24 protein-coding genes are annotated in these 24,403 nt (G+C 63.9%); 11 read left to right on the top strand and 13 right to left on the bottom strand.

Annotated elements, in window-relative coordinates; genetic code table 11:
• Positions 1 to 300: 300 nt before the first annotated feature.
• Entirely contained in the window at positions 301 to 1,287 is a 987-nt protein-coding gene (gene dusA, locus ACNJX8_RS25580) for a tRNA dihydrouridine(20/20a) synthase DusA (RefSeq protein WP_439361977.1), read from the top strand.
• Positions 1,288 to 1,292: 5 nt separating this feature from the next.
• Here the strand turns inward: dusA and ACNJX8_RS25575 are convergent, their stop codons facing one another.
• From ACNJX8_RS25575 to ACNJX8_RS25555, 5 genes are all read right to left on the bottom strand, one after another.
• A complete protein-coding gene (locus ACNJX8_RS25575; RefSeq protein WP_128934512.1) occupies positions 1,293 to 1,847 on the bottom strand; it encodes a TIGR02281 family clan AA aspartic protease in 555 nt (184 codons plus the stop codon).
• 28 nt (positions 1,848 to 1,875) lie between these two features.
• Complete coding sequence (locus ACNJX8_RS25570) at positions 1,876 to 2,079, bottom strand: DUF1289 domain-containing protein (protein WP_128938519.1); 204 nt, start codon at positions 2,077 to 2,079, stop codon at positions 1,876 to 1,878.
• A 44-nt stretch (positions 2,080 to 2,123) separates the two neighbouring features.
• Positions 2,124 to 3,719, bottom strand: coding sequence for a sensor histidine kinase (locus ACNJX8_RS25565; protein WP_439357157.1), 1,596 nt, complete (start codon positions 3,717 to 3,719; stop codon positions 2,124 to 2,126).
• 165 nt (positions 3,720 to 3,884) lie between these two features.
• Positions 3,885 to 5,165: a sodium:proton antiporter NhaD gene (gene nhaD / locus ACNJX8_RS25560; RefSeq protein ID WP_439357156.1), complete on the bottom strand. Its 1,281-nt coding sequence runs from the start codon at positions 5,163 to 5,165 to the stop codon at positions 3,885 to 3,887.
• A gap of 110 nt (positions 5,166 to 5,275) precedes the next feature.
• A complete protein-coding gene (locus ACNJX8_RS25555) occupies positions 5,276 to 6,148 on the bottom strand; it encodes an NAD(P)-dependent oxidoreductase (protein WP_128934508.1) in 873 nt (290 codons plus the stop codon).
• 197 nt (positions 6,149 to 6,345) lie between these two features.
• Between ACNJX8_RS25555 and ACNJX8_RS25550 the strand changes: the two genes are divergently transcribed.
• The 4 genes from ACNJX8_RS25550 to ACNJX8_RS25535 all read left to right on the top strand — a co-directional run bounded on the left by ACNJX8_RS25550 (position 6,346) and on the right by ACNJX8_RS25535 (position 10,519).
• Complete coding sequence (locus ACNJX8_RS25550; RefSeq protein WP_128937455.1) at positions 6,346 to 6,783, top strand: VOC family protein; 438 nt, start codon at positions 6,346 to 6,348, stop codon at positions 6,781 to 6,783.
• Positions 6,784 to 6,835: 52 nt separating this feature from the next.
• Positions 6,836 to 7,972, top strand: a complete 1,137-nt coding sequence (locus ACNJX8_RS25545; RefSeq protein WP_164939466.1) for an Mrp/NBP35 family ATP-binding protein — start codon at positions 6,836 to 6,838, stop codon at positions 7,970 to 7,972.
• Between the two features lie 205 nt (positions 7,973 to 8,177).
• The gene (locus ACNJX8_RS25540; protein WP_091888831.1) at positions 8,178 to 9,266 is read left to right on the top strand and encodes a TRAP transporter substrate-binding protein; all 1,089 of its coding nucleotides are present in this window, start codon (positions 8,178 to 8,180) and stop codon (positions 9,264 to 9,266) included.
• A gap of 164 nt (positions 9,267 to 9,430) precedes the next feature.
• Positions 9,431 to 10,519, top strand: coding sequence for a TRAP transporter substrate-binding protein (locus ACNJX8_RS25535; RefSeq protein ID WP_128934506.1), 1,089 nt, complete (start codon positions 9,431 to 9,433; stop codon positions 10,517 to 10,519).
• Between the two features lie 378 nt (positions 10,520 to 10,897).
• Here ACNJX8_RS25535 and ACNJX8_RS25530 read toward each other — a convergent pair whose 3' ends face one another.
• Positions 10,898 to 11,221, bottom strand: a complete 324-nt coding sequence (locus ACNJX8_RS25530) for a hypothetical protein (protein WP_439357155.1) — start codon at positions 11,219 to 11,221, stop codon at positions 10,898 to 10,900.
• Positions 11,200 to 11,892 carry an alpha/beta hydrolase family protein gene (locus ACNJX8_RS25525; RefSeq protein WP_439357154.1) on the bottom strand — a complete coding sequence of 231 codons (693 nt, stop codon included), beginning with the start codon at positions 11,890 to 11,892 and terminating at the stop codon, positions 11,200 to 11,202. The genes ACNJX8_RS25530 and ACNJX8_RS25525 overlap by 22 nt, the downstream gene beginning before the upstream one ends.
• A gap of 449 nt (positions 11,893 to 12,341) precedes the next feature.
• On the opposite strand from ACNJX8_RS25525, the gene ACNJX8_RS25520 reads away from it, so the two are divergent.
• The 3 genes from ACNJX8_RS25520 to ACNJX8_RS25510 all read left to right on the top strand — a co-directional run bounded on the left by ACNJX8_RS25520 (position 12,342) and on the right by ACNJX8_RS25510 (position 15,161).
• Positions 12,342 to 12,905, top strand: a complete 564-nt coding sequence (locus ACNJX8_RS25520) for a MarR family winged helix-turn-helix transcriptional regulator (RefSeq protein ID WP_439357153.1) — start codon at positions 12,342 to 12,344, stop codon at positions 12,903 to 12,905.
• Positions 12,906 to 13,096: 191 nt separating this feature from the next.
• Entirely contained in the window at positions 13,097 to 13,771 is a 675-nt protein-coding gene (locus ACNJX8_RS25515; protein WP_439357152.1) for a response regulator transcription factor, read from the top strand.
• A 1-nt stretch (position 13,772) separates the two neighbouring features.
• Positions 13,773 to 15,161: an ATP-binding protein gene (locus tag ACNJX8_RS25510; RefSeq protein WP_439357151.1), complete on the top strand. Its 1,389-nt coding sequence runs from the start codon at positions 13,773 to 13,775 to the stop codon at positions 15,159 to 15,161.
• A gap of 94 nt (positions 15,162 to 15,255) precedes the next feature.
• On the opposite strand, the gene ACNJX8_RS25505 is transcribed toward ACNJX8_RS25510, so the two are convergent.
• From ACNJX8_RS25505 to ACNJX8_RS25480, 6 genes are all read right to left on the bottom strand, one after another.
• Positions 15,256 to 16,545: a M20/M25/M40 family metallo-hydrolase gene (locus tag ACNJX8_RS25505; RefSeq protein WP_439357150.1), complete on the bottom strand. Its 1,290-nt coding sequence runs from the start codon at positions 16,543 to 16,545 to the stop codon at positions 15,256 to 15,258.
• 119 nt (positions 16,546 to 16,664) lie between these two features.
• A complete protein-coding gene (locus tag ACNJX8_RS25500; RefSeq protein WP_128934500.1) occupies positions 16,665 to 18,320 on the bottom strand; it encodes a TRAP transporter large permease in 1,656 nt (551 codons plus the stop codon).
• A gap of 26 nt (positions 18,321 to 18,346) precedes the next feature.
• Positions 18,347 to 18,928, bottom strand: a complete 582-nt coding sequence (locus tag ACNJX8_RS25495) for a TRAP transporter small permease subunit (RefSeq protein ID WP_128934499.1) — start codon at positions 18,926 to 18,928, stop codon at positions 18,347 to 18,349.
• Positions 18,929 to 19,096: 168 nt separating this feature from the next.
• A complete protein-coding gene (gene moaA, locus ACNJX8_RS25490) occupies positions 19,097 to 20,149 on the bottom strand; it encodes a GTP 3',8-cyclase MoaA (RefSeq protein ID WP_439357149.1) in 1,053 nt (350 codons plus the stop codon).
• A 98-nt stretch (positions 20,150 to 20,247) separates the two neighbouring features.
• Positions 20,248 to 20,715, bottom strand: coding sequence for a hypothetical protein (locus ACNJX8_RS25485; protein ID WP_370986697.1), 468 nt, complete (start codon positions 20,713 to 20,715; stop codon positions 20,248 to 20,250).
• Between the two features lie 135 nt (positions 20,716 to 20,850).
• Positions 20,851 to 21,543 carry an HAD family hydrolase gene (locus ACNJX8_RS25480; RefSeq protein ID WP_128938532.1) on the bottom strand — a complete coding sequence of 231 codons (693 nt, stop codon included), beginning with the start codon at positions 21,541 to 21,543 and terminating at the stop codon, positions 20,851 to 20,853.
• Between the two features lie 166 nt (positions 21,544 to 21,709).
• Between ACNJX8_RS25480 and rpiA the strand changes: the two genes are divergently transcribed.
• The 3 genes from rpiA to gor are packed head-to-tail and all read left to right on the top strand — an operon-like array spanning position 21,710 to position 24,400.
• Positions 21,710 to 22,414 carry a ribose-5-phosphate isomerase RpiA gene (gene rpiA / locus ACNJX8_RS25475; RefSeq protein WP_128934495.1) on the top strand — a complete coding sequence of 235 codons (705 nt, stop codon included), beginning with the start codon at positions 21,710 to 21,712 and terminating at the stop codon, positions 22,412 to 22,414.
• Between the two features lie 11 nt (positions 22,415 to 22,425).
• A complete protein-coding gene (locus tag ACNJX8_RS25470) occupies positions 22,426 to 22,965 on the top strand; it encodes a DUF2059 domain-containing protein (protein WP_439357148.1) in 540 nt (179 codons plus the stop codon).
• 46 nt (positions 22,966 to 23,011) lie between these two features.
• Complete coding sequence (gene gor, locus ACNJX8_RS25465; protein ID WP_249761020.1) at positions 23,012 to 24,400, top strand: glutathione-disulfide reductase; 1,389 nt, start codon at positions 23,012 to 23,014, stop codon at positions 24,398 to 24,400.
• Positions 24,401 to 24,403: the final 3 nt, after the last annotated feature.

Raw genomic sequence — 24,403 nt, 5'->3', positions numbered from 1 at the left:
ACTACGATCCGGGCCATGCAATGCTAGGCGTGTGAAGAGCAACGCGGTACTTTCCGGCCGAAGCAAATAGATCAACAAAGGTTGGGCGCGATCAGCGGCGGTACTGCGCGCAGTCACCCGGTACTGCAACGCAGTACCGGGCCGTCCGAAAAAGACCGTAGTCTACCTGGCGAGGCAATCACGCAATCTCGGCAACCGATTGGAAAAGTAAGAGAATACATCGACGATGAATATCTGAACTGCTGTCGACCGAAAAAAACGAATGGACTGATTGATGTCCGAAGTGCTAACAGAATCAGCATGTTAGCGCATCGCTTTTGCATTGCACCTATGATGGACTGGACGGACCGGCATTGCCGGGTGTTCCACCGTCAACTGACGCGGCGGGCGCTGCTTTATACGGAGATGCTGACCACGGGCGCCATTATTCATGGCGATCGGGAGCGGCTGCTTGGGTTCGACGCGTGCGAGCATCCGGTGGCGCTTCAGCTTGGCGGGTCGGATCCGCACGAGCTAGCGCTGGCTGCGCGGATCGGTGAGGCGTTCGGCTATGACGAGATCAATCTCAATGTCGGCTGCCCGTCCGATCGCGTGAAGGATGGCCGGTTCGGCGCCTGCCTCATGGCAGAGCCGGAACTGGTGGCGAGGTGCGTCGACGCCATGAAGCGCGCGGTCGCGATTCCCGTCACTGTGAAGTGCCGTATCGGGATCGACGACCAGGACCCTGAAGTGGCGCTCGATACGCTCGCGCGCGCGGTGGTGGCGTCCGGCTCCGATGCACTGATCGTGCATGCTCGCAAGGCCTGGCTCAACGGCCTTTCGCCGAAGGAGAACCGCGACATCCCGCCGCTCGACTATGATCGCGTCTATCGGCTCAAACGCGCAATGCCTGGTGTGCCCGTCATCATCAATGGTGGCATCCCGGGCATCGACGATGCGAAGGCGCATCTTGCCCATGTCGACGGTGTGATGCTCGGCCGCGCAGCCTATCAGGAGCCGTGGCGGCTGCTCAGCGTCGATACCGACATCTTCGGCGAGGCGGCGCCGCACGCGTCCATGCAGGACGCGCTCGAGGCGATGATGCCCTACATCGAACAGCAGCTCGCGCGCGGCACCCGGCTGCACGCGATCACGCGGCATTTCGTCGGCGCATTCCACGCCGTTCCCGGCGCGCGCGCCTTCCGCCGCCATCTTGCCGAGCAGGGGGTGAAGCCGGGCGCCGGTCTCGAGGTGCTGCGCGAGGCGATCGCGCGTGTCGGTGCACCTGCGCCAGCGGAGGCGGCGTAGCTCGTCTAGTCGATCGCGATGCGCGAGCGGCGGGGGCCCTTCTGGAGCTCCGGATAACCTGTCAGCATCAGCGTGTCCGCGCGCACGCCCCAGCTTTCCAGGCGGTCGAGGAAGCTCATGCCGAGCAGATTGGTCTTCATCTGGCCACGTTGCACGACCAGGGCCGGCACCGACTTCTCGACCAGCTTGCCGACCGCGAGACGGTCGAGCGTGAGCCGCGCCGCCTTGGTGTGGCCGCCCGCGGTCTCCAGGTCGACGTCGTATTCGAGCATCTCGAGCGGCAGTCCGATCGCTTTCGCGGTTTCCCAGGTCAGCACCACAGAGGTCGCACCTGTATCGATCACCATCGGCGCGGTGACGCCGTTGATCTTCGCACGCAGTGCGAACTCGCCACCCTGGCCGCGCGGGATATGCACGGCGGGGGCCGGGGCGGCGGTCTGCGCGCGGAAGATGTGCGAGACCCTGTGGCTGGCGCGCGCGATCTGGTCGGGATCGCCATAGGCGACGACCGCACCTGCGGTGCCGGCGAGCATGATGAGTACAAGCAGGAAGCGGATCATTGCGCGCCTCCAGATGCGCGCGTGCCGATCAGGTACGTTTCGGCGATGCCGCGATCGGTACGAGTCCTGCCTGATCCATGCGCGCCGGCAACAGCGCCATGACCGTCAGCCGCTCCGCGCTGTCCATGGCGTGCCAGCGCGCGATCTCCGGCAAAGTCCGGCCGCAGCCGAAGCAAAGCTTGGTCTTGGGATCGATCATGCAGACGGCGACGCACGGCGTTTCTTTGCTCATACGGACATTGTGAGGGATCGTCGGGCATGTCTGCAAGCATCTCGTTAAGAGCCCGTGCCTGCGCTCATGATCGGCTTGTGGCGCGGCCGGCGCTTCTCGTCGGGAACGAGCGAACTCTCGGGCTGCAGCGGCGGAGAATCATCCGACAGCGGCGCCAGCGCGCTCATCACGCGCTCCGGCGGGAAGGTGACGATGACCTCGGTGCCGATGCGCAGCTTCGATTTCAGCGTGAACGTGCCGCCATGCAGGTCGATCAGATTCTTGGCGATGGGCAGGCCGAGGCCTGCGCCCTGTTCGGCCGATTTGATCGAGTTGGAGCCCTGACCGAACGAGGCGAGCACGACCGGGATCTCGTCCTCGGGGATTCCGGAGCCGGAGTCTTTCACCGAAAGATATTGTCCACCCGAAGCGGTCCATCCCGCCTTGAGCCAGATCTCGCCGCCCTGCGGCGTGAACTTGATGGAGTTGGAAAGCAGGTTGAGCACGACCTGGCGGACCGCACGCTCGTCGGCCCAGAGCCGCGGCATGGCCTGCTCGAATACTTCGTGGATGGTGATGCCACGGCTCGAGGCGCGCAGCTTCATCAAATGATGGCAGTCGGCGACGATGGCGACCAACGACACCGCTTCCTCGTTGAGTTCGTAGCGGCCGGCCTCGATCCGCGACAAATCGAGGATCTCGTTGATGAGGTTGAGCAGGTGCACGCCGGAATTATGGATATCCGCCGAGTACTCCTTGTAGACCGGCACCGCGTGTGCGCCAAAAATCTCGCTCTTCATCACCTCGGAGAAACCGAGGATGGCGTTCAGCGGCGTGCGCAGCTCGTGGCTCATCTGCGCAAGGAAGCGTGACTTGGCGACATTGGCGGATTCGGCGCGGTGACGTGCTTCGTCCGAGATTGCCTTGGCCTGTTCGAGCTCGCCGATTAGTGCGTCCTTCTCGGCGCGTGCCTCGAGCGTGGCGAAGGTCGAGGAGTGCAGGCGGTGGGCCAGCAGGACGAAATAGCCTTCGGCCGCGAGCGCGAGTGCCGCCAGGATGTAATTGTCCAGTGAGCCGGTCATCACGAAGCTCAGGGCCATTGCGACCGCGACCGGCGCGGTGGCGGCAACGGCGGCGATCGGCAGATTGGCGGCCAGCATGCTCGATACCGCGATCACCAGCAGCATCAGGAACATCATCAGTGTTTCCGTGACCATGTCGAGCACGGGGTGGATCAGGATCGCCATCCAGCACAGGCCATAGAGCAGGTCGAGCACGACGAAACGCGTTCGCCATGCGCGCGTTGCGGCCGGAGAGGCGGCCTCAGTCAGGAACCGCCGGCAGCTGCGGATCATCGCGCTGTGGATGCAGAGCATGCCCGCGGTCCAGGCCGCGGCCGGAATCGGCAGCATCCAGAGCCCGAACAGCACGCCGGTGGCGACCACCAGCAGCATCACGACATAGGAAGCCGACAGCCGCGTCTGCGCATATTGGCGCAGCATCTCGGCGTCGAAGGCCGGCCGGGTTCCGCTGGTCGAGGTTAACTTGTCGCGCGCCTCGCGCACCCGCTGCGCCGCAGCCCTGCGGCTGCTCGCCGATGGAGCGCTCACCGGCTCGGCCGGAAGCTGCACAACCTCGGGCTTTTCAGCGGGGTTACTCATCAAGCAACACGATTCCTGCCCACGCCGGACGCGGGCCTTCTGCATTGTCTATCTCTGGCAAGAAATCCTTAAGAGGTGACTTAAGGAGCTAAAGAATTACGTTAACGGATGATTAAGAAACACCTCTGCCGGAACCGGCAGTGCCGAACGGCCGGTCACGGCGGATCAATGCAGCAGCGAGTGCTGGGCAATGTAGACCAGTGCACCCGCGAGATATCCCACAAGCGCGGGACCTGCGATCCGGCGGGCGTACCAGAAGAATTCGATCTTCTCGAGCCCCATCGCGGCGACGCCGGCCGCCGAGCCGATGATCAGGATCGAGCCGCCGGTGCCGGCGCAATAGGCGATGAATTCCCAGATGAAGCTGTCGGGCGGGTATTGCACCAGATTGTACATGCCCATCGTCGCCGCGACGAGCGGCACGTTGTCGATGATGGCGCTCAAGAGGCCGAGCAGGATGACGATGATGTCGAGACGGCCGACCGTGTTGTCGAGCCATTTTGCCAACAGCTCCAGCACGCGGGCGTGCTCCAGGCAGGCGACGGCAAGGAGAATGCCGACGAAGAACACGATGGAGCTCATGTCGATGCGCGTCAGCGCATGGACGAGGGTGAGGGGGCGACGCGCATCCTCGTCCTTGTGGCGGTGAACGATCTCGCCGACCAGCCAGAGGATGCCCAGCCCGAACAGGATCCCCATGAAGGGCGCGAGGTGCGTCACGGCCTTGAAAACCGGGACGGCGACCAGCGTGCCGAGGCCGAGATAGAACATCAGATTGCGCTCGAACAGCTCGACCTTGAGAGCCTGCGCTTCTGGTTGCAGCGGCGGGACGATGTCCTTCCCCTTGACGGAATAGCCAATGATGAGCAGCGGTATCAGCAGGTTGAGCAGAGACGGCAGGAATACCGCTCCCATGATGCTGACAGGCGAGATCTGCCCTCCGATCCAGAGCATCGTTGTCGTGACGTCGCCGATGACGGTCCAGGCGCCTCCCGCATTGGCGGCGATAACGATGAGGGAAGCGAACAGCAGGCGGTCGCTCCTGTTGCCGATCAGCTTCTGAACCAGCGAGACCATCACGATGGTGGTCGTGAGGTTGTCGAGGATCGCGCTCAGGAAGAACGTCACGAAGCCGATGATCCACATCAGCGTGGTCTGCTTCGTGGTGCGGATGACCGAGGTGATGACTTCGAAGCCGTTGTGGGCGTCGATCACCTCGACGATCGTCATGGCGCCGATCAGGAAGAAGACGATCTGCGCAGTCGAGGCGACGGATTCGTCGAGCTGGTGGTTGACGAGCGAGGCGTCGCCGACGGACATCGCGTAGATGGTCCAGAGCAGGCCCGCTCCCAGGAGAGCCGTAGCGCTCTTGTTGATGCCGAGCGGGTGTTCGAGCGCGATGGCAGCATACGCAACGATGAAAACGGCGGCGATCACGCTCAGCAAGTCAGGTCCCCCGGAATTCGTTCTTCTCAATGCGGCCCACGTCGCGGCGCAGGCCCGCGTCGAGGCTGGTGACGGTCGCAGCTGCCCGGCCGCGACCGTCGACACGTTCCTCAGCGTTGCAGGCGTGCGAGCAAACTGGACGTATCCCAGCGCTTGCCGCCCATCTTCTCGACTTCGGCGTAGAACTGGTCGACCAGCGCAGTCACCGGCAGATTGGCGCCGTTGCGGCGGGCTTCAGCCAGCGAGATCGAGAGGTCCTTGCGCATCCATTCGACCGCGAAGCCGAAATCGTACTTGCCCTCGTTCATGGTCTTGTAGCGATTCTCCATCTGCCAGGACTGCGCGGCCCCTTTTGAGATGGTCTCGATCACTGCGGCGACGTCGAGGCCACTCTTCTTGGCGAAGTGGATGCCTTCGGAAAGACCCTGCACCAGACCGGCGATGCAGATCTGGTTGACCATTTTCGTCAGCTGGCCGGAGCCGGCGGGGCCGAGCAGTTTGCACATCCGCGCATAGGCGCCCGTGATGATCGGCTCGGCGCCGGCATAGGCGTCCTGCGCGCCGCCGCACATCACCGTCAGCACGCCGTTCTCGGCGCCGGCCTGGCCGCCGGAGACGGGGGCATCGATGAACTTGAAGCCGGCCTTGGTCGCGGCCGCATCGAGTTCGCGCGCGACTTCGGCCGAAGCGGTGGTGTGGTCGACGAAGGTTGCGCCCTTCTTGACGCCGGCAAACGCGCCGTCGGGGCCGATCGTGACCGCGCGCAGATCGTTGTCGTTGCCGACGCAGCACATCACGAAATCCTGGCCTTCGGCGGCGGCCTTCGGGGTCGGTGCGGTCTTGCCGCCGAACTTGTCTGCCCACTCCTTCGCCTTGGCCGCGGTGCGGTTATAGACGGTGACCTCATGGCCCCCTTTTTTCACGAGGTGTCCGGCCATGGGGAAGCCCATGACACCGAGACCGAGGAAAGCGACTTTTGCCATGTATGGTACCTTGTCCGTAGTTTGGGTTTTACGGTTCTTGCCGGGCGAGTAGGGCGCCTGGTTCCGCCGTGAGGGCGGATTGGGGCGCACCATAAACCCTTGAGGCCAGAGGGCAACGGCTTCGTTTGGCGGTCCCCTGTGCTAGGATGGCGGACCTCAAGGACTTCAAAAAAGGGAGCGAAGGCATGGGCATCGGTTTGGGCGGCGTGAGCGTGGGCGTGCTCGATCATTTCAACATCCGAACCCGAAAACTGGCCGAGACGGTCCGCTTCTACGAAGACGTGCTGGGCCTGGAAAATGGCGCCCGGCCGAATTTCGCCTTCCCGGGCGCCTGGATGTACAGCGAGGGGAAACCGGTGGTGCACCTCGTCGATATTTCTCCGACCGCCGAGCCACAAAAGCCGGATTCCGGCGTTGTCCACCATGTCGCCTTCGTCAGCCGCGGCTTTGACGGTATGAAGCAGCGGCTAGCGTCCAAGGGGATGAAGTTCGAGTCCCGCCAGGTGCCCGGCGGCGAGCTTTGGCAGATCTTCGTCTACGACCCCAACGGCGTCATGATCGAGCTGAATTACGAGGCGGCCAGGGAGCAGGGGGCGGCGCCCGCGGAGATGGCTGACGATATCGGCAGGCAGTAGCCTTTTGGGCGTTTCCGCTCTAATGGGGCATCTTGAAATCAGGAGATGCGCTTTGAGCGTGACGCAGCAACAGGTTCTCGACAGCCTTGCCCGGATCAAGTCGCCGCGCGGGGTCGCGCTCACCAATGCCAACGTGCTGAGCGCGATCAGCGCCTCCGACGGCAAGGTGTTCTTCTCGATCAATGTCGATGCCGCCGAAGCACGGGCCTGGGAGTCCATCCGGGCCGAAGCGGAAGCCGCCGTCCGTGCCATTCCCGGCGTCACCACCGCGATGGTGGCGCTCACCGCCGAGCGCAAGCCGGGCTCCGCGCCGCCGCCACCCCCGCAGCCGAGCCGTGGCACGCCCGGCGTGCAGCCGGTCCATGCTCATAAACCGCCGCAGGGCGGCCAATCGCCGATGGCGCGGCAATCGGAAATCCCGGGCGTTGCCGCCGTGATCGCGGTCGCCTCCGGCAAGGGCGGGGTGGGCAAGTCGACCACCGCGCTCAATCTGGCGCTCGGCCTGCGCGACCTCGGCCTCAAGGTCGGGCTGCTCGACGCCGACATCTACGGCCCCTCGGTGCCGCGGCTGACCGGCATGCGCGACAAGCCGGAGCTGAACGACGAGCGCAAGATGATTCCGCTCCGGCGCTTCGGCCTCGCAATCATGTCGATCGGCTTTTTGGTGGAGGAGGAGACCGCGATGATCTGGCGCGGTCCCATGGTGATGTCGGCGGTGACGCAGATGCTGCGCGACGTCGAATGGGGCAAGCTCGACGTGCTGGTCGTCGACATGCCGCCGGGCACCGGCGATGCCCAGCTCACGCTGGCGCAGAACGTGCCGTTGAAGGGCGCCGTGATCGTCTCGACTCCGCAGGACCTGTCCCTGATCGACGCAAGACGGGGGCTTGCCATGTTCAAGAAGGTCAACGTGCCCGTGCTCGGCATCGTCGAGAACATGAGCTACTTCCAGTGCCCACATTGCGGCACCAAGTCGGACATTTTCGGCCATGGCGGGGCGCGGCACGAGGCCGAGAAGCTTGGAGTCCCGTTCCTGGGCGAGATCCCGCTGCACATGGCGATTCGCGCCACCTCGGATGCCGGCAATCCCGTGGTCGACAGCGAGCCGGACGGACCTCATGCGGCGATCTACCGCGCCATTGCAGGCCAGGTCCGGGACCAGCTCAAGGGTGTCATCGCCGCGGCCTGAATTGGCCGCCGCGGCAAGCTGCGGGGACATGCGACTTTCGTAGAGCCCCGTCATGCCATTGTCGCGTTCCGCAAGCGGGGCTTCCGTGTTAAAGGCCCACGGCAGTCAAGCCCCTTCGGTTCGACGCGGCCTTCACGCGTCGCCGGAATGAGCGGCAGCAAAAGAGAAGTTGAGGGGAAACGCCCCAGCAAGGAGAGAGATGAAGATGAAGCGTCGTGATTTTCTCAAAGTGTCGGCAGCAGGCGCGGCGGCGACCGCAGTGGCCTCGCCGGCAATCGCGCAGTCCTCGCCCGAGGTGAAGTGGCGCCTGACTTCGAGCTTCCCGAAGTCGCTCGACACCATCTATGGCGGCGCCGAGCAGGTGGCGAAATACGTCGCCGAGATGACCGACAACAAGTTCCAGATCCAGGTGTTTGCCGCCGGTGAAATCGTCCCCGGCCTGCAGGCGCTGGATGCGACCTCGAGCGGCACGGTCGAGATGTGCCACACGGTGTCCTACTACTATGTCGGCAAGGACCCGACCTTCGCGATCTTCGCCTCGGTGCCGTTCGGCCTCAATGCGCGCCAGCAGAATTCGTGGCTCTATCAGGGCGGCGGCAACGAGCTCGCCAACGAGTTCTTCAAGAAGTCGAACGTGATCGGCTTCCCCTGCGGCAACACCGGCACCCAGATGGGCGGCTGGTTCCGCAAGGAGATCAAGACGGTTGCCGACCTCTCCGGCCTGAAGATGCGCATCGGCGGCATTGCCGGCCAGGTGCTCCAGAAGGTCGGCGTGGTGCCGCAGCAGCTCGCCGGCGGCGATATCTATCCGGCGCTGGAGAAGGGCACCATCGACGCGGCCGAGTGGGTCGGTCCCTACGATGACGAGAAGCTCGGCTTCGCCAAGGTCGCCAAGTACTACTATTATCCGGGCTTCTGGGAAGGCGGTCCGACCGTCCACGCCTTCGCCAACCTGGAAAAGTGGAATGCGCTGCCGAAGAACTATCAGGCGATCCTCACCAACGCGACGGCCAACGCCAACAGCTGGATGGCCGCACGTTACGACATGCAGAACCCGGCGGCGCTGAAGCGTCTGGTCGCCGGCGGCACCCAGCTGCGTCCCTTCACCAACGAGGTGCTGGAAGCATGCCTCAAGGCGACCAACGAGCTGTGGGCTGAGATCTCGGGCAAGAACGCCGATTTCAAGAAGTCGATCGACGCCATGCAGGCCTACCGCTCCGACGAATATCTGTGGTGGCAGGTCGCCGAATATACCTACGACAGCTTCATGATCCGCTCGCGCACCCGCGGCTGATCTACGGCTTAAGTCGTAAGACGAGTAGCCCGGCCTCCTCAAGGAGGCCGGGCTTTTTCTTTGCCGCAGTGCGATCGGGATGGCATTCGGCGGAGCGATGATCCATGCTGTCCCCAAGCCTCGGCAAGAAGGCCCAACAAGCAGATCCATCAGGGTAGGAAATCATGAAGAGAAGAGACTTCATCAAGGTCACGGGACTTGGTGCGGCCGGCGCCGCCACGCTCGCGGCGCCCGCGATCGCGCAGTCGATGCCGGAAATCAAATGGCGCATGCCGACGAGCTGGCCGAAATCGCTCGATACGCTGTTCGGCGGCGCCGAGATGATGTGCAAGATGGTCGCAGAAGCGACCGACAACAAATTCCAGATCCAGATCTTCGCCGCCGGCGAAATCGTGCCGGGTCTCCAGGTGCTCGACGCCGTGCAGAACGGCACCTGCGAGATCGGCCACACCGCGTCCTACTACTATTTCGGCAAGGACCCGACCTTCACCTTCGGCTCGGCCGTGCCGTTCGGTCCCAACATGCGCATCAACCAGGCCTGGTACATGCTGGGCGGCGGGCGCGACGTGCTCAACGAGTTCTACAAGGGCTACAACGTCGTCTCGCTGCTCGCGGGCAACACCGGCTGCCAGATGGGCGGCTGGTTCAGGAAGGAGGTCAACACGCCCGACGACATGAAGGGCATGAAATTCCGCATTGGCGGCTTTGCCGGCCGCGTGCTCCAGAAGCTCGGCGTGGTGCCGCAGCAGCTCGCCGGCGGCGATATCTATCCGGCGCTGGAGAAGGGCACCATCGACGCCGCCGAATGGGTCGGCCCCTATGACGACGAGAAGCTCGGCTTCTACAAGATCGCGCCGCACTACTACTATCCCGGTTGGTGGGAAGGCGGACCGATGCTGCTGGCCTTCGTCAACCTCGACAAGTGGAACGCGCTGCCGAAATATTACCAGAGCGTGCTGGAGCAGGCCGGCCACTACGCCAACAACTACATGATGGCGCGCTACGACAACGCCAATCCGCTGGCGCTGAAGAAGCTGCTTGCGAGCGGCACCAAGCTGCACGCCTTCTCGCCGTCGATCATGGATGCCTGCCACAAGGCCGCCAAGGAGCTGCACGCCGAAGTCGGCGCGACCAACGCCAGCTTCAAGAAGGTGCACGATTCCCTCGCCAAGTTCACGAGCGACGGCTACGCCTGGTTCCAGGTCGCCGAGGTCGGCTACGACATCTTCATGGCGCGGCGCTCGCAGAGCTGATCACGCCAGCTGTTGCCTGCAACGCCCCGGAGCGAAGGCTCCGGGGCGTTGTCGTCTCCGCGTTTGGAGAGTGCCAGACTCAAAATATGCAAAAACAACCCCATGCACAGTAGACGAGGAGTCACGGCGGTACTTCCTGTCGATGCTGCTAAAAGACTGATACGTCGACGTAAATCACCGGGATGCTACGATCCTGGCGCAGCCGCGGCCCGCGCTGCGTTTTGAGAGCGCAAGTGGGGTAGGGACCGCCGAGCGACGGATTCGTTTCGGCATCTCCCGATGCTGCGAATTGCGAAGCCGTTTGACACGTCGGGCAAAACAGTGGCAAAAAGGGATAATCGCATAATCCGAAATTTCGCCCTCGGCCCATCCCGCGAGCTACGGACCACTCACCAGATGCGTTCGGAAGAAGGCCAGGGCGGCGGCGTTGAGCTGCTCGTGAAAGGCGGCGCGGTCGAACCCCGGTCTGTCGGTGCAGATGTCGGGACGCTTCTTCGCCAGATCCGGCGTGCAGGGCGGAAGGAATGCGTAGTGACCGGCATTCGGCACGAGATGATAGTCGGGTCTGACCGGCAGGTCGCGCTCAATCAGTGAAACATAATCCAGCGTGACTTCGCCGCCGGTCTTGTCGTCTCCACTCAGCGCCGACGCCCAAAGCTGGATCGGAATTTCTACGTCCTTCAGAGCCTCCCGGTCGAACAATGGACCGAAGGCGGGGTCGGCAACGACAAGGGCCTTGACGCGCGGGTCATGCGCCAATGCTTGTGCCGGGATCTCGCTTCGTCGCAGTTCGGCGCAGCTGGGTTTCGGAGAATTTTCCGGGCACAAGGCGATGGCCTTTCGCAAATCGGGATTGGCGCCCGCGACCACCAGGCCGGTGTAGCCGCCCCTCGAAAAACCAAAGAACCCAACATGGTCGCGGTCAGTTTCGCATGATCGGACCATGCGGTGAGCATATGGTCGATCAATCTCGTGACGTCGGACGGACGCTCCGTCAATGCGGCGAGCGTGTCCGCGCGGCTCATGTCGCCGCCGCCGGCGTCGACCGGATGGTCGAGGGCGACGACGACGAACCCGGCATCGGCGAGCACCTCGGCCGTGTCATGATGGCCGATGAAGGATCCCCCATAGCCATGCGAGATCACGATCAATGGCAGCTTGTCACCTGAGACAGCGCAGTCCCGCGTCGCAAGTAAAGTGATCGCGCGAAGTTTGACCTCGCCCGCCTGCTCCTGGCACGGCGACCACACGGCCGCCTGGAAGGCTGGCAAACCTGCCCCGGCCGGCACCGTGATAAAGCGAAAGCCGGCCGCCTGGGCGAACGTCGTCATCAGACAGAGGGCGAATGCGAGTGTAAATCTGAGGAGGTGCATGCGTTGCTCTCGTTTTAGTTTTGCCGGAGTCTCTGTTTGGAGCGGATCGGTCATGCAGGACGGGGTTTGGCTGCGCTCTATCCATCCCTACGACCTATGCGCGGCCATGGCTTACACGAACCTGACAAGAGCGCTCTGACCTTTCGATGTCCGCTCATCAGCAATGCGGCAGCAGAGGCTGTCGACGTCAATCGAACGCGCGAGATTTGGTGCCATCTCAACGCTAGCGTGATGCGTAGTACTTCGGTGTTCCTTTCGTGGAACGATCAGGCTATCGGAATCCGGCAATCGGGCTGAAGTCGCGGCGGTGCGTTCACCGTCGTTCCGACTTCACGGTACGGTATACCGGACTCAACCAGTCCCGACGGGAATTCAGCTTTCACCCGACACGGCGGCTCTCGATCTTTGATCGAGATGCCAGGGCGGCCGTTTCCCGTGGGGACTTATCGATGAGCCTGGCAATTGAGATCGTACAACTCCTGATACAATCTGCCGACAGTTGGCTTTTTGAAGGTAGTCGTTCGGGTCTTAGCGATCGCGAATGGATGGCTTTGCGCTTTCTCGCTCGCGCAAACAGGTTTTCGCGGACGCCGACTGCTCTCGCCAGCTTTTTGGGCACGACCCGCAGCGCCGCATCGCAGATTGCCGCCGTACTGCAGAGTAAGGGGCTGATGGTCCGCAAGCCATCTGCAGAGGATAAGCGCTCGATTTCGCTTTGCCTTACAAGTGAAGGCGAGAGGTTCCTGGAGCGCGATCCGATTAACGCCCTGCGGGATCAACTTGTGGCCCTTGAGCTCCCCGATCAGTCTCGGCTGCGTGATACGCTTCGCCGCGTCCTGGATGGGCTCGATGTGGCCCAGCGCCGCCACCGGAGTGACGTTTGCAGTGAATGCATGTTCCTGATCGAGAGCGGAGAGGGGAAGGACCGCCGTTTCAAGTGCCGGCTCTTTCGGAAATCCATAGCCCAAAAGGAGACGACCCTGCTTTGCGCCTATTTCGAGGGGCGGGGCTAAAAGGGCCAGCTGCTACGAACGTCCGCCGTTCCCGCCTTACGAGCGCATACCTGATTGGCTTACACGAACCTGACCGGTGACCAGTTCCGCCGGGTGCTTTTTTGCTGGCCGAGGCGTCCCGAATGCTGGAAAAGGGCGCAGATGCGGCGCGAGCCGCGCGGTGACACACCGGAACATCCGGCGGGAGTTTGATGCGCCTTCTGATCGTCGAGGACAATGTCGAGCTGTCGCGGCTCGTGGCCGGCGGGCTGGCGGCAGCCGGCTATGAGAGCGACATCGTCGGAAGCGCCGCCGAGGCGCGCGAGGCCGTGAGCAGCGTCAGCTATGCCGCGATGATCCTCGACCTCGGCCTGCCCGACGGCGACGGCCTGTCGGTGCTGCGCGATCTGCGCCTAAAGATGGAGCCGCTGCCGGTCCTGGTGCTGACCGCGCGCGGCGGCCTGCAGGACCGCGTCAGCGGCCTGCGCAGCGGCGCCGACGACTATCTCGCAAAGCCGTTCGCGATGGAGGAACTGGTGGCGCGGCTGGAGGCGATCCTGCGCCGGCCGGGCCAGCTGCTCGGACGCTCGCTGCGCCTTGCCAATCTCGTCTACGACACCGAGAGCCGTCAGATCTTCGTCGACGACCAGCCGCGGATCATCTCCGCGCGCGAGACCTCGGTGCTGGAGATCCTGCTGCGCCGGCAGGGGCGGGTGGTGCCGAAGAAGAACGTCGAGGATCACATCTTCGGGCTCGAAGGCGAGGTCGCCTCCAATGCGGTCGAGGTCTACGTCTCGCGGCTGCGCAAGCAGCTTACCGAGCACGGCGCCAAGGTGGTGATCCACACCATCCGCGGCGTCGGCTATCTCATGGCCGAGGAAAAATAGCGTGGCTGCCGGCGGCCATGTCAGATCGCTCACGTTCAAATCGCTGATCTGGCGGATCGTCTTCCTGCACATCGTGGCGGTCGCGATGGTCGCGATCGTCCTGCCGCTGGTGCTGTTCTGGCTGCTCAATTCCGAGATCGACCAGTTGCACCGTGACGGCATGCGCGCCCAGGCCGAGGTACTGGCGGAGCGCATCGTCGCCCAGCCGGACGGCTCGCTGACGTTCAACTTGCCCGACAGCCTGCGCGGGCTCTATTCGGACGCTTACGGCCGCTATCAATACGACATTCGCGATGGCGAAGGCCGGCTGCTGTTTTCCTCGCACCGGCGGACCGGCGCCGCAGCTCTTCGGCCGTCCGAAACGATTTCCGGCGCTGGCGTCACCCGGATCATCGACGGCAAGATGGTACGCATTCGGGTCGCCGAGGATCTCGCGCATCGCGACGTCATCATCGACGACATCATTTCGAATTTCTTCCGGCGGGTCGGGTGGATCACCATCCCGATCCTTCTGGTCCTGCTCGCAACCGACATCATCATCTTCCGCCGCGCGATCGCGCCGCTGTGGAGGGCCTCGGAGGAGGCCAGCAATATCGGCCCGGCGCGCACCGACATCCGCCTGCCGACCAAGCGGATCCCGCGCGAGATCATGCCGCTCGTCACCGCCGTCAACCAGGCGCTCGACCGCCTCGAGGACGGCTTTCGGGTGCAGCGGCAGTTCACGGCCGACGCCGCGCATCAACTGCGCACGCCGCTCACGATCCTGCGCACGCGGATCGAGACGCTTGGCGACGGCGCGGCACGCCAGGCGCTGCATGCCGACATCGAAGCCATGAGCCGGATCGTCGCCCAGCTGCTGGAGATCGCCGAACTCGACACGCTGGTGCTCGATCCCGGCGAGACCGCTGACTTGCGCGCCGTCTGCGCCGATGTGGTCGGTTCGATCGCCCCGCTCGCGATCGCCCAGCACAAGGAGATCGCGCTGCGGGGCAGCGACGCGCCGGTCATGATCCACGGTAATTCGGAGATGCTTCAGCGCGCAATCTTCAACCTCGCCGAAAACGCCATCAAGTTCACGGCCAGGGATACCGCCGTCGAGGTCGAGGTGGGCGAGGACGGCTCAGTGCGGGTGCGCGATTGCGGTCCGGGCATCGCCGAGGCCGAGCGCGAGCTGATCTTCCAGCGCTTCTGGCGCCGTGACCGCCAGCGCAGCGACGGCGCCGGCCTGGGGCTCTCGATCGTGCGCGGGGTCGCGGACGATCATGCGGCGACGGTCGCAGTGGAGAATCTCCCCGGCGGCGGCGCAGAGTTCACGCTGCGGTTTTGGCTGGCGGACGAGACAGTCTCTTTTCCCTCTCCCCGTGTGGGAGAGGGTGGCTCGCCGCGATAGCGGCGGGTGAGGCGCTCGCTCCGCGAGTTTCCTTAGCCATGAAGTGCGCGGAAGCAACCCCTCTCCCACAAGGAGAGGAGGAAGAAAACAACCGCTATTTCAGCTTGCCGGTGGACAGATCCATAATCATGCGTGTGGCCAGATACAAACGCGGCACAATGCTGTTGAGCTGCACATATTCGGCATCATTGGAGTGTGCACCGAAGCCTGACAGGCCCATGCCTTCCACCACGGCTCCTCTGGTCTTGAGCGCAGCAAACGCGGCGTCGGTGCCGCCGCCGGTCGCCTTCTCGTCGACCTTGAGGGACATTCCGAGCTCCTGATAGATCGTCTTGCCGTAGGCCGCCACATGGCGCGAGGCCTCGTTGGCCTCCAACGGCGGGCGACGCACCTCGAACTTCAGGTCGACCTTGGAGTTGGGCAGCAGGCGATTCTTGATCTTGTCCTGAAGCGCCTTCTCCAACTCGTCAAAGTCGGCCACCTTGAGCGCACGCGCATCGGCCTGGGCCGTGGCGTCGGCAGGGATCACATTGCGATTAGTACCGGATTTGGAGACCGTCCAGTTCAGCTTCAGGCCTTGCTCGGGCTTGGACAGGTCCTTCATCTGGAGCACCTGGTGCGAGAGCTCGTACAGCGCATTCACGCCGCCCTCAGGCCTTGCGCCGGCATGTGACGACTTGCCGTGCACGGTGAGATAGGCCGAACCGATGCCGCTGGTGGCGAGGCGCAGCGTGCCGTCGGTCCCGCCGCCTTCGAACGAGAACACTACGTCCTGATCCGCGGCGAACCGGGTGATGGTGCTGCGCCAGCCGGGCGAGGAGATCTCCTCGTCGCCGTTCGTGAGCACCGTGAGCGTGCCGTAGTCTTTGAAGTTCAGCTTCTGGAGCAGGGCCACGGTATGGAGAATGAGCGCGACGCCCTGCTTGTCGTCGGCGATGCCGAGGCCGTAAGCCTTGTCGCCGTCGATGCGGAACGGCTGGTCCTTCAGCATGCCCTTCAGGTACACCGTGTCCATGTGGGCGATCAGCATGATCTTCTTGCTGCCCGTGCCCTTGAACACGGCGTGCACGGCAGGCCCGACCTTCTCAGGCGTGTCGTCGAGGCGATAGATGTCGGTGGGTTGCAGGATCTCCACCGTGCCGCCGAGCTGCCTGAGTTGGCCGGCAACGCGCTCAGCGATCTGGTTCAGGCCTTCGATGTCCTTGCTGCCGGATTCGATGTTGACGAGATCGCGCAGGGTGTCGAGCAGCGGCTGCTGCTCCTTTTGCGCCAGCGTATGGATATCGGCGATCGGCTCGGCCTGCGCCGTCGTGGCGGCACATGCCAGCCAGAGCGAGGCGATCAACGGGCCAACGAGCGATGTAGCAAGGGGCAAGCGGGACATGAGCGGCCATCCATGGGGTGGAGGATGGCCCGGTATGCCTGCGTTTCCGGTGCTTGTCACGCGCGCCGTTGTGCGTCATGCGCCGCTTGAGCGGAGCATGACGGCGAGTGTCGTCCCCGCTATTTCTGCGGTGGTCCCAAATCCAGCGGCGGCAGCTCGATCTGCGGCACCTCGATCTTGATCGTGTTGGGGTCGATGTTGGTCTGGACGCCCTTGTAGTGCATCACCATCGCGGGGAACGCGATCACCAGACCGACCATGATGATCTGGATGACGACGAACGGGACCGCACCCCAATAGATCTGGCCCGTGGTGACAGGGTCCATCCGCTTGCCGGTGACGCGATCGGTGTAGCGCTCCTTCGGCGCGACCGATCGCAGATAGAACAGGGCGAAGCCGAACGGCGGATGCATGAACGAGGTCTGCATATTGACGCCGAGGATGACGCCGAACCAGATCAGGTCGATGCCGAGATGCTCGGCGGCAGGTCCGAGCAGCGGGATCACGATGAAGGCCAGCTCGAAGAAGTCGAGGAAGAAGGCCAGCACGAAGACGAAGGCGTTGACGAAGATCAGGAAGCCGACCTGGCCGCCGGGCAGGGAGGTGAGCAGGTGCTCGACCCAGACGTGACCGTTGACGCCGTAGAAGGTAAGCGAGAACACGCGGGCGCCGACCAGGATGAAGACGACGAAAGCCGACAGCTTGGCGGTCGATTCCGTGGCCTGCCGGATCAGATCCCAGCTCAGCCGCCGCTTCGCGGCACCGAGGATGAGGGCGCCGGCCGCACCCATAGCGCCGCCTTCGGTCGGGGTCGCGATACCGATGAAGATCGTGCCCAGCACCAGGAAGATCAGGAACAGCGGCGGCACCATCACGAAAGTGGTCTGCTGCGCCATCTTCGAGAGAAAACGGAAGCCGGTGAGCTTGTCGATGACCCAGTTCACCACAGCGACGACGAATGCGAAGATGATGCCGTAGAACATGCTGAGCACGACGTAATCGGCGCCATGCACGCTCGAATCGCGCATCATGAACCAGCCGAACACGCCGCTGGCGAGGAACAGCACGCCGAGCGAACCGAGGCCGCGGCTGCCACTCTCCTCGCGGAAGCCGATGGCCTCCTTCGGGAGGCCCGGCGTGGCCTTCGGGAAGATCATGCTGACGAGGAAGGCGTAGGCGGCGTAGAGGCCGGCGAGCACGAGGCCCGGGATGAAGGCGCCCTCGTACATGTCGCCGACGGATTTGCCGAGCTGGTCGGCCATCACGATCAGAACGAGCGAGGGCGGAATGATCTGCGCGAGCGTGCCGGACGCGGCGATGACGCCGGCTGCCACGCGGCGGTCGTAGCCATAGCGCAGCATGATCGGCAGCGAGATCAGACCCATTGAGATCACGGAGGCGGCGACCACGCCCGTCGTCGCGGCGAGCAGCGCGCCGACGAAGATCACGGCATAGGCAAGGCCGCCGCGGATGGTACCGAACAGTTGGCCGATGGTGTCGAGCAGGTCCTCGGCCATGCCCGACCGCTCCAGCACCAATCCCATGAAGGTGAAGAACGGAATGGCGAGCAGCGTGTCGTTGTTCATCACGCCGTAGACCCGCTCCGGAAGGGCCTGGAGGAAGTCCGGGCGGAACTCGCCGAGCTCGATGCCGACCACAGCGTAGAACAGGCCGACGGCGCCGAGCGAGAATGCTGCGGGATAGCCGAGCAGCAGCATGACGACCAGCGACGCGAACATGATGGGCGCCATATTGGCGATGATAAACGCGGTCATAATTCCCCCTAAACCGTCGCCAACGGCTACTTCTTCTCGATCGCTTCGACGAGATGCTCGACTTCCGCCTCCAGCGCCGACACCTGGGATTCATGCGGGTCCGGCATCATTCCGCGCATGACCGCAATTCGCTTGATCAGCTCGGAGATGCCTTGAACGAGCAGCAAAGCGAACCCGATCATGATCAGGGATTTGGCGGGCCATTGCGGCAGGCCGCCGGCGTTGCCGGATTGCTCGTTGATCTGGAACGAGCGCTCGAAGAACGGCACGCCCGTAATGATCATGACGATGCACAGCGGAATGAGGAAGAACAGGTGACCGATCACGTCGATGACATTGCGAGCCGTCTTCGGCAGCGCATTGTTCACGATGTCGATGCGGATGTGCTCGTTATCGAGCAGCGTCCAGGGCGAGCACAGCAGGAAGACGATGCTGAACAGCACCCATTGCAGCTCGAGCCAAGAATTGGACGACGTGTCGAACGTCTTGCGGACGATCGCATTGACCGCCGAAATGATGACGGCGAGCACGATCAGCCACGCCAGGCGTTTGCCCGTCCAGCGCGTGAACGCGTCAATTCCTTGGCTCAGCTTTAGGAGCGCTTGCAACGATAGGTCCTCCCCGATTGTGCCCCGGCCGTCTTGACTGCGCCGAGTTGGCGCGTGGCTTGTCTCGCCGCGCAGGCATAAGGCAGCCGCACCAAACCAGCGGGCGTGCCGCCAGTCAATCGGAAGTTTGTTGATAGTTAAGGGGAATAAGACCGTAACCCCACGGGGTCAGCCGCCGGTGACGCTCATGTGCCTGGAGACGCTGGGACGGTTGTGGCGGCGGTCGATGATGAAATCGTGGCCCTTGGGCTTCAGCCCGATGGCGCGGTCGATCGCATCCGCAAGCAGCACATCCTCGTTCGATGCACGCAGAGGTTTGCGTAAATCCGAGGCATCCTCGTGTCCGAGGCAGGTGTGCAGCGTTCCCGTGCAGGTGATGCGCACCCGGTTGCAGGACTCGCAGAAATTATGGGTCATCGGCGTGATGAAGCCGAGCTTGCCGCCGGTCTCGGCGACGCTGACATAGCGCGCCGGTCCGCCCGTGGTCTCGGCCAGATCCGTCAGCGTGAATTGCTGGGCGAGGCGGGCGCGCACCAGGGACAGCGGCAGATATTGGTCGATCCGTCCCGATCCGATCTCGCCCATCGGCATCACCTCGATCAGCGTCAGGCCCATGCCCTTGCCGTGGGCCCAGCGCATCAGCTCGGGCAGTTCGTCCTCGTTGAGGTTCTTCAGCGCCACCGCGTTGATCTTCACGCTGAGCCCTGCGGCTCGTGCGGCTTCGATGCCTTCCAGGACCTTGTCGATCTCGCCCCAGCGGGTGATCTCGCGAAACTTCCGCGGATCGAGCGTGTCGAGCGAGACGTTGATGCGGCGGACGCCGCAATCGGCAAGCTCGCTCGCATGTTTCGCAAGTTGGGTGCCGTTGGTGGTCAGCGTCAGCTCGTTCAGGGCGCCGCTGGAAAGATGCCGCGACAGCGAGCGCACCAGCGTCATCACGTTGCGGCGGACCAAGGGCTCGCCGCCGGTGAGCCGCAGCTTCTTCACGCCTTTGGCGATGAAGGCCGAGCAGAGCCGGTCGAGTTCCTCAAGTGTCAGCAGGTCCGCCTTGGGCAGGAACGTCATGTCCTCCGACATGCAATAGAAGCAGCGCAAGTCGCAGCGGTCGGTGACGGAGACGCGCAAATAGCTGATGGTCCGCCCGAACGGATCGGTCATGGGGCTCGACAGCGCGGCGAGGGGACTCGCGGTGGCGAGGGGACTCGCGGAAGATCCGTTCATACGGGAGGCCTTGTCACTTTGGGCGACTCGCACACCGATGCTTTAGCGGTGCTCGGGAAGCAATCTAAGCATCGGGCTGGCCGAGGACAATCGGGTTGTCAGCGCTTGCCCGCGTTCGGATCGGGGAACGGCGAGGCCGCGGTCTGTGCGGCATCCGCCGGCGCTGCGGCAGCGGCCGGTTTCGGCTTCTTCGGCCGGTGCGGCTTGCGGACCGGTTTGGGCGGAGTGGCCGGCTGGAGCTCCGCGAACACCGGATTCGGGTCGGTGGTCACCGAGGCGGGGGTGGTGAAATCGCCGGGATTCTTGATCACGTTCACCGGCACGTTCGCCGGCTGGTACTTGGCCAGCGCGAAAGCGACCGTAAACGGAGCATCGGGGGCGGGAACCGAGACGGAGCAGGGGGTCTTGCAGCCCGGACCGAGCGAGGTTGTGGCGTCAGCCCCCGGAGGACTTGATTCGAGCCTGACCTGGACGGTCGGCGGGGCCGATTTGAACATGTCCCAAGACATCGAGGAGCAGCCACCAAGGCTCGCCCCTGCTAAAGCAATCGCGATGACACGACGCATGACCACCCATTTCTGCGACGAACCGCCACCTACCCCAGCCGGACCTTAGGAGTGTCGTTTGGGGCAGGCAACCGGCGGGCTGCGCATAGATAATAGATGGTTAATGCGAGGGTTCTGCGGAATAATATAGCTTAATCAGTGGCTTACGGGAGTCCGGGTATTCATCAGGCTGTGCGCTGCGGCGGGCAGGTCGCGCATGTGATGGATCAGCCGGTCCGGCTTCAGCTCGGCGATCGGCACGTCCGTATAGCCGAAGCTGACCCCAATGACGGGCACGCCGGCCCGCCGGGCGACGCCAACGTCGGTTCCGGCGTCACCGACCATGATACTGGCTTTGACCTCTCCGCCGGCGCGGGCCACGGTCTCGCGGAAAATGGTCGGATCGGGCTTCTGGACACCGAACGTGTCGGCGCCGCAGATCGCCGCAAAGCGGCGACTGAGGTCGAGCTGGTCCAAAAGCCGCTTCGACAGCCATTCCAGCTTGTTGGTGCAGACCGCGAGGCGATGGCCCTGGGCGGCAAACTGGTCGAGCGCGGCTTCGAGTCCCTCGAAGGGGCGGGATTCGACAGCGATATGGTCGGCATAATAGGCGATGAAATCGGCCGTCATCCGGTTCATGTCTGCGGGGGTGACGGTGCGACCCTCGGCCTCCAGGCCCCGTTCGATCAGCTTGCGGGCGCCGGCGCCGATCATGTTGCGAGCCGAGGCCATCGGCACGGGCGGCAGCCCTGCGCGGTCGAGCACGTGATTCAGCGCGGTGATCAGGTCGGGCGCCGTATCCACAAGCGTGCCGTCGAGATCGAAGACGATGGTGTGAGGGGAGGTCATGGGCGAAGCGCTACCGGCGCGGTCGCGTCGAAGCAAGGGGCGGGGCCATAATATCCGCTTATAGACCTGTTCCCAGACCCTGTTCTCCGGGGAAAAACGAGGCTACATAGGCCGCCGCAACCGGCCACACCGGCGGCACATTCTCGATCCAAAGGCGGGCGCAAACGTGAACATGGACCAGTTGAAGCGGCAGGCTGCAGCGCGCGCCCTCGAGGAAGTGCGCGACGGCATGCAGCTCGGGCTCGGCACCGGCTCGACTGCAAAACATTTCGTCGAGCTGCTCGGCGAGCGCGTTGCCGCCGGGCTCAAGGTGATCGGCGTGCCGACCTCGGAGGCGACGCGCGCGGACGCAATGCGTTGCGGCGTGCCGCTGACCACGCTGGATGAGATCGACCATCTCGACATCACCGTCGACGGCGCCGACGAGATCGATCCCGAGCTCAACCTCATCAAAGGTGGTGGCGGCGCGCTGCTGCGCGAGAAGATCGTGGCGGCCGCCTCGGATCGCATGATCGTGATTGCCGACGACAGCAAATGGGTGCCGGCACTCGGCAAGTTTCCGCTGCCGGTCGAGGTCATTCCGTTCGGGCTTGGCGCGACGCGCCGCGCGATCGAAAAGGCATTTGCCGAATGCGGCGTTTCCGGGCAAATGGCGGTCCGCAAGGCCAAGGACGGCCACGTTTTCGTCACTGACGGCGGCCACTGGATCGTCGATGCCCAGCTCGGACGTATTGTGGATCCACCCAGTCTCGCCAAGGCGTTGAGCGCCATCCCCGGTGTGGTCGAGCATGGCCTGTTCATCGGCCTGGCCAGCTCGGCCGTTCTGGCGGGCGGCGAGGGAATCCGCGTGATTGAACGGCGAAAGCCCTAAGGAGACTAGGAATGAAGAGCGTTTTGAAATTGTTGCCGGCCGCGACCCTTGCTGTGGGGCTGGCCCTCTCGGTCTCCCCGGCTGTGGCCCAGCAGGGCGCGCCCAAGGCCGCCGCGCCGGCCCAGCCGAAGGTCTCGCCGGCGGCGATTGCTGCGGCCAGGGAAATCCTGCAGATCAAGAACGCCACGGCGATGTATCAAGGCGCCGTGCCCGGCCTCGTCGAGAAGACCAAGATCGCGCTGACGCAGCAGAACCTCAACTACCAGAAGGACCTCAACGAGGTCGCGCCGATCGTGGCCCAGCAGCTCGCCGGCCGCCAGAACGAGATCGGCGAAGGCATGGCGCAGATCTATGCCAGCGAGTTCACCGAGCAGGAGCTGAAGGACCTCGTCACCTTCTACAAGTCGCCGCTGGGTAAGAAGCTGATCGAGGCCGAGCCGCGCGCCATCGGCCTCAGCATGGCCTTCATGAACTCCTGGGCCCAGAACTTCTCCGAAACCGTGATGGGAGCCTTCCGCGCCGAGATGCGCAAGCGTGGCAAGGAGATCTGATCGATACTATCTGATCAGAGATCGCTGAAAGGGGTCGGAGTGGACAATGGCTGAATTCGACGTCGACCTCTTCGTCATCGGTGGCGGTTCGGGCGGCGTGCGTGCCGCCCGCATCGCGGCCGGCCATGGCGCCCGCGTGACGATCGCGGAAGAGTACCGCATGGGCGGCACCTGCGTGATCCGCGGCTGCGTGCCGAAGAAGCTGTTCGTGATCGGCTCGCATGTCCGCCACGAGCTCGAGGACGCCGCCGGCTTCGGCTGGACCATTCCGCCCGCCAGCTTCGACTGGCCGACCCTGATCGCCAACAAGGACAAGGAGATCGCGCGGCTGGAGGCGGCCTACACCGCAAACGTCGAGAAGTCGGGCGCGCAGATCGTGAAAAGCCGCGCGGCGATCGAGGACGCGCACACCGTCCGCCTGCTCGAGAACGACAGGAAGATCACGGCGAAATACATCCTGATCGCCACCGGCGGCGCGCCGAACCACGGCGCAGCAATTCCCGGCATCGAGCACGTGATCTCCTCCAACGAGGCATTCCACCTTGCGAGGCTGCCGAAGCGGATCGTGATCCAGGGCGGCGGCTACATCGCGCTCGAATTCGCCGGCATCTTCGCCGGCTTCGGCTCCGACGTCACCGTGATCTATCGCGGCGACAACATCCTTCGCGGTTTTGACGAGGATGTTCGGACCCATGTTCGTGCCGAGATGGAGAAGCAGGGCATCACCATCCTCACCGGCTGCACCGTGACCAAGGTCGACCGCCACGGCGAGGAATTCACCACCCATCTGTCGAACGGATCGAGCCTCGCTTCCGAGCAGGTGATGTTCGCGATCGGCCGCCATCCCAACGTCGCCAATCTCGGGCTGGAGAATGCCGGCGTCGTCATCAATCCGAGGAATGGCGGCATCGCGGTCGATCATTTCTCGAAAAGCTCGGTCGACAGCATCTATGCGATCGGCGACGTCACCCACCGCTTCAACCTGACGCCGGTCGCGATCCGCGAGGGCCATGCCTTCGCCGACACCGTGTTCGGCAAGCGCGAGGTCAGGGTCGATCACGCCAACATTCCGACCGCCGTGTTCTCGCAGCCGGAGGTCGGCACCGTCGGCCTCACGGAAACCGAGGCGCGGGCGCAGTACAGCCACGTCGACATCTACAAGACGACGTTCCGCCCCATCAAGGCGACGATGTCGGGCCGCGACACGCGCGTGCTGATGAAGCTCGTCGTCGACGGGGCCACCGACCGCGTGCTGGGCTGCCACATCGTCGGCGATGCCGCCGCCGAGATCACCCAGGCGGTCGCGATCGCCGTGAAGATGAAGGCGACCAAGGCCGATTTCGACGCCACGATCGCGCTGCATCCGACCGCGGCCGAAGAGCTCGTCACCATGCGCACGCCGACCGCACGCTACGTGCGTCAGGCGGCGGAGTAGCCC

The organism is Bradyrhizobium sp. SPXBL-04, assembly GCF_051853035.1.
GTDB classification, from domain to species: domain Bacteria; phylum Pseudomonadota; class Alphaproteobacteria; order Rhizobiales; family Xanthobacteraceae; genus Bradyrhizobium; species Bradyrhizobium zhanjiangense.
The sequence above is the reverse complement of the archived record's forward strand: the minus strand, read 5'-3'. Positions and strand labels throughout refer to the sequence as shown.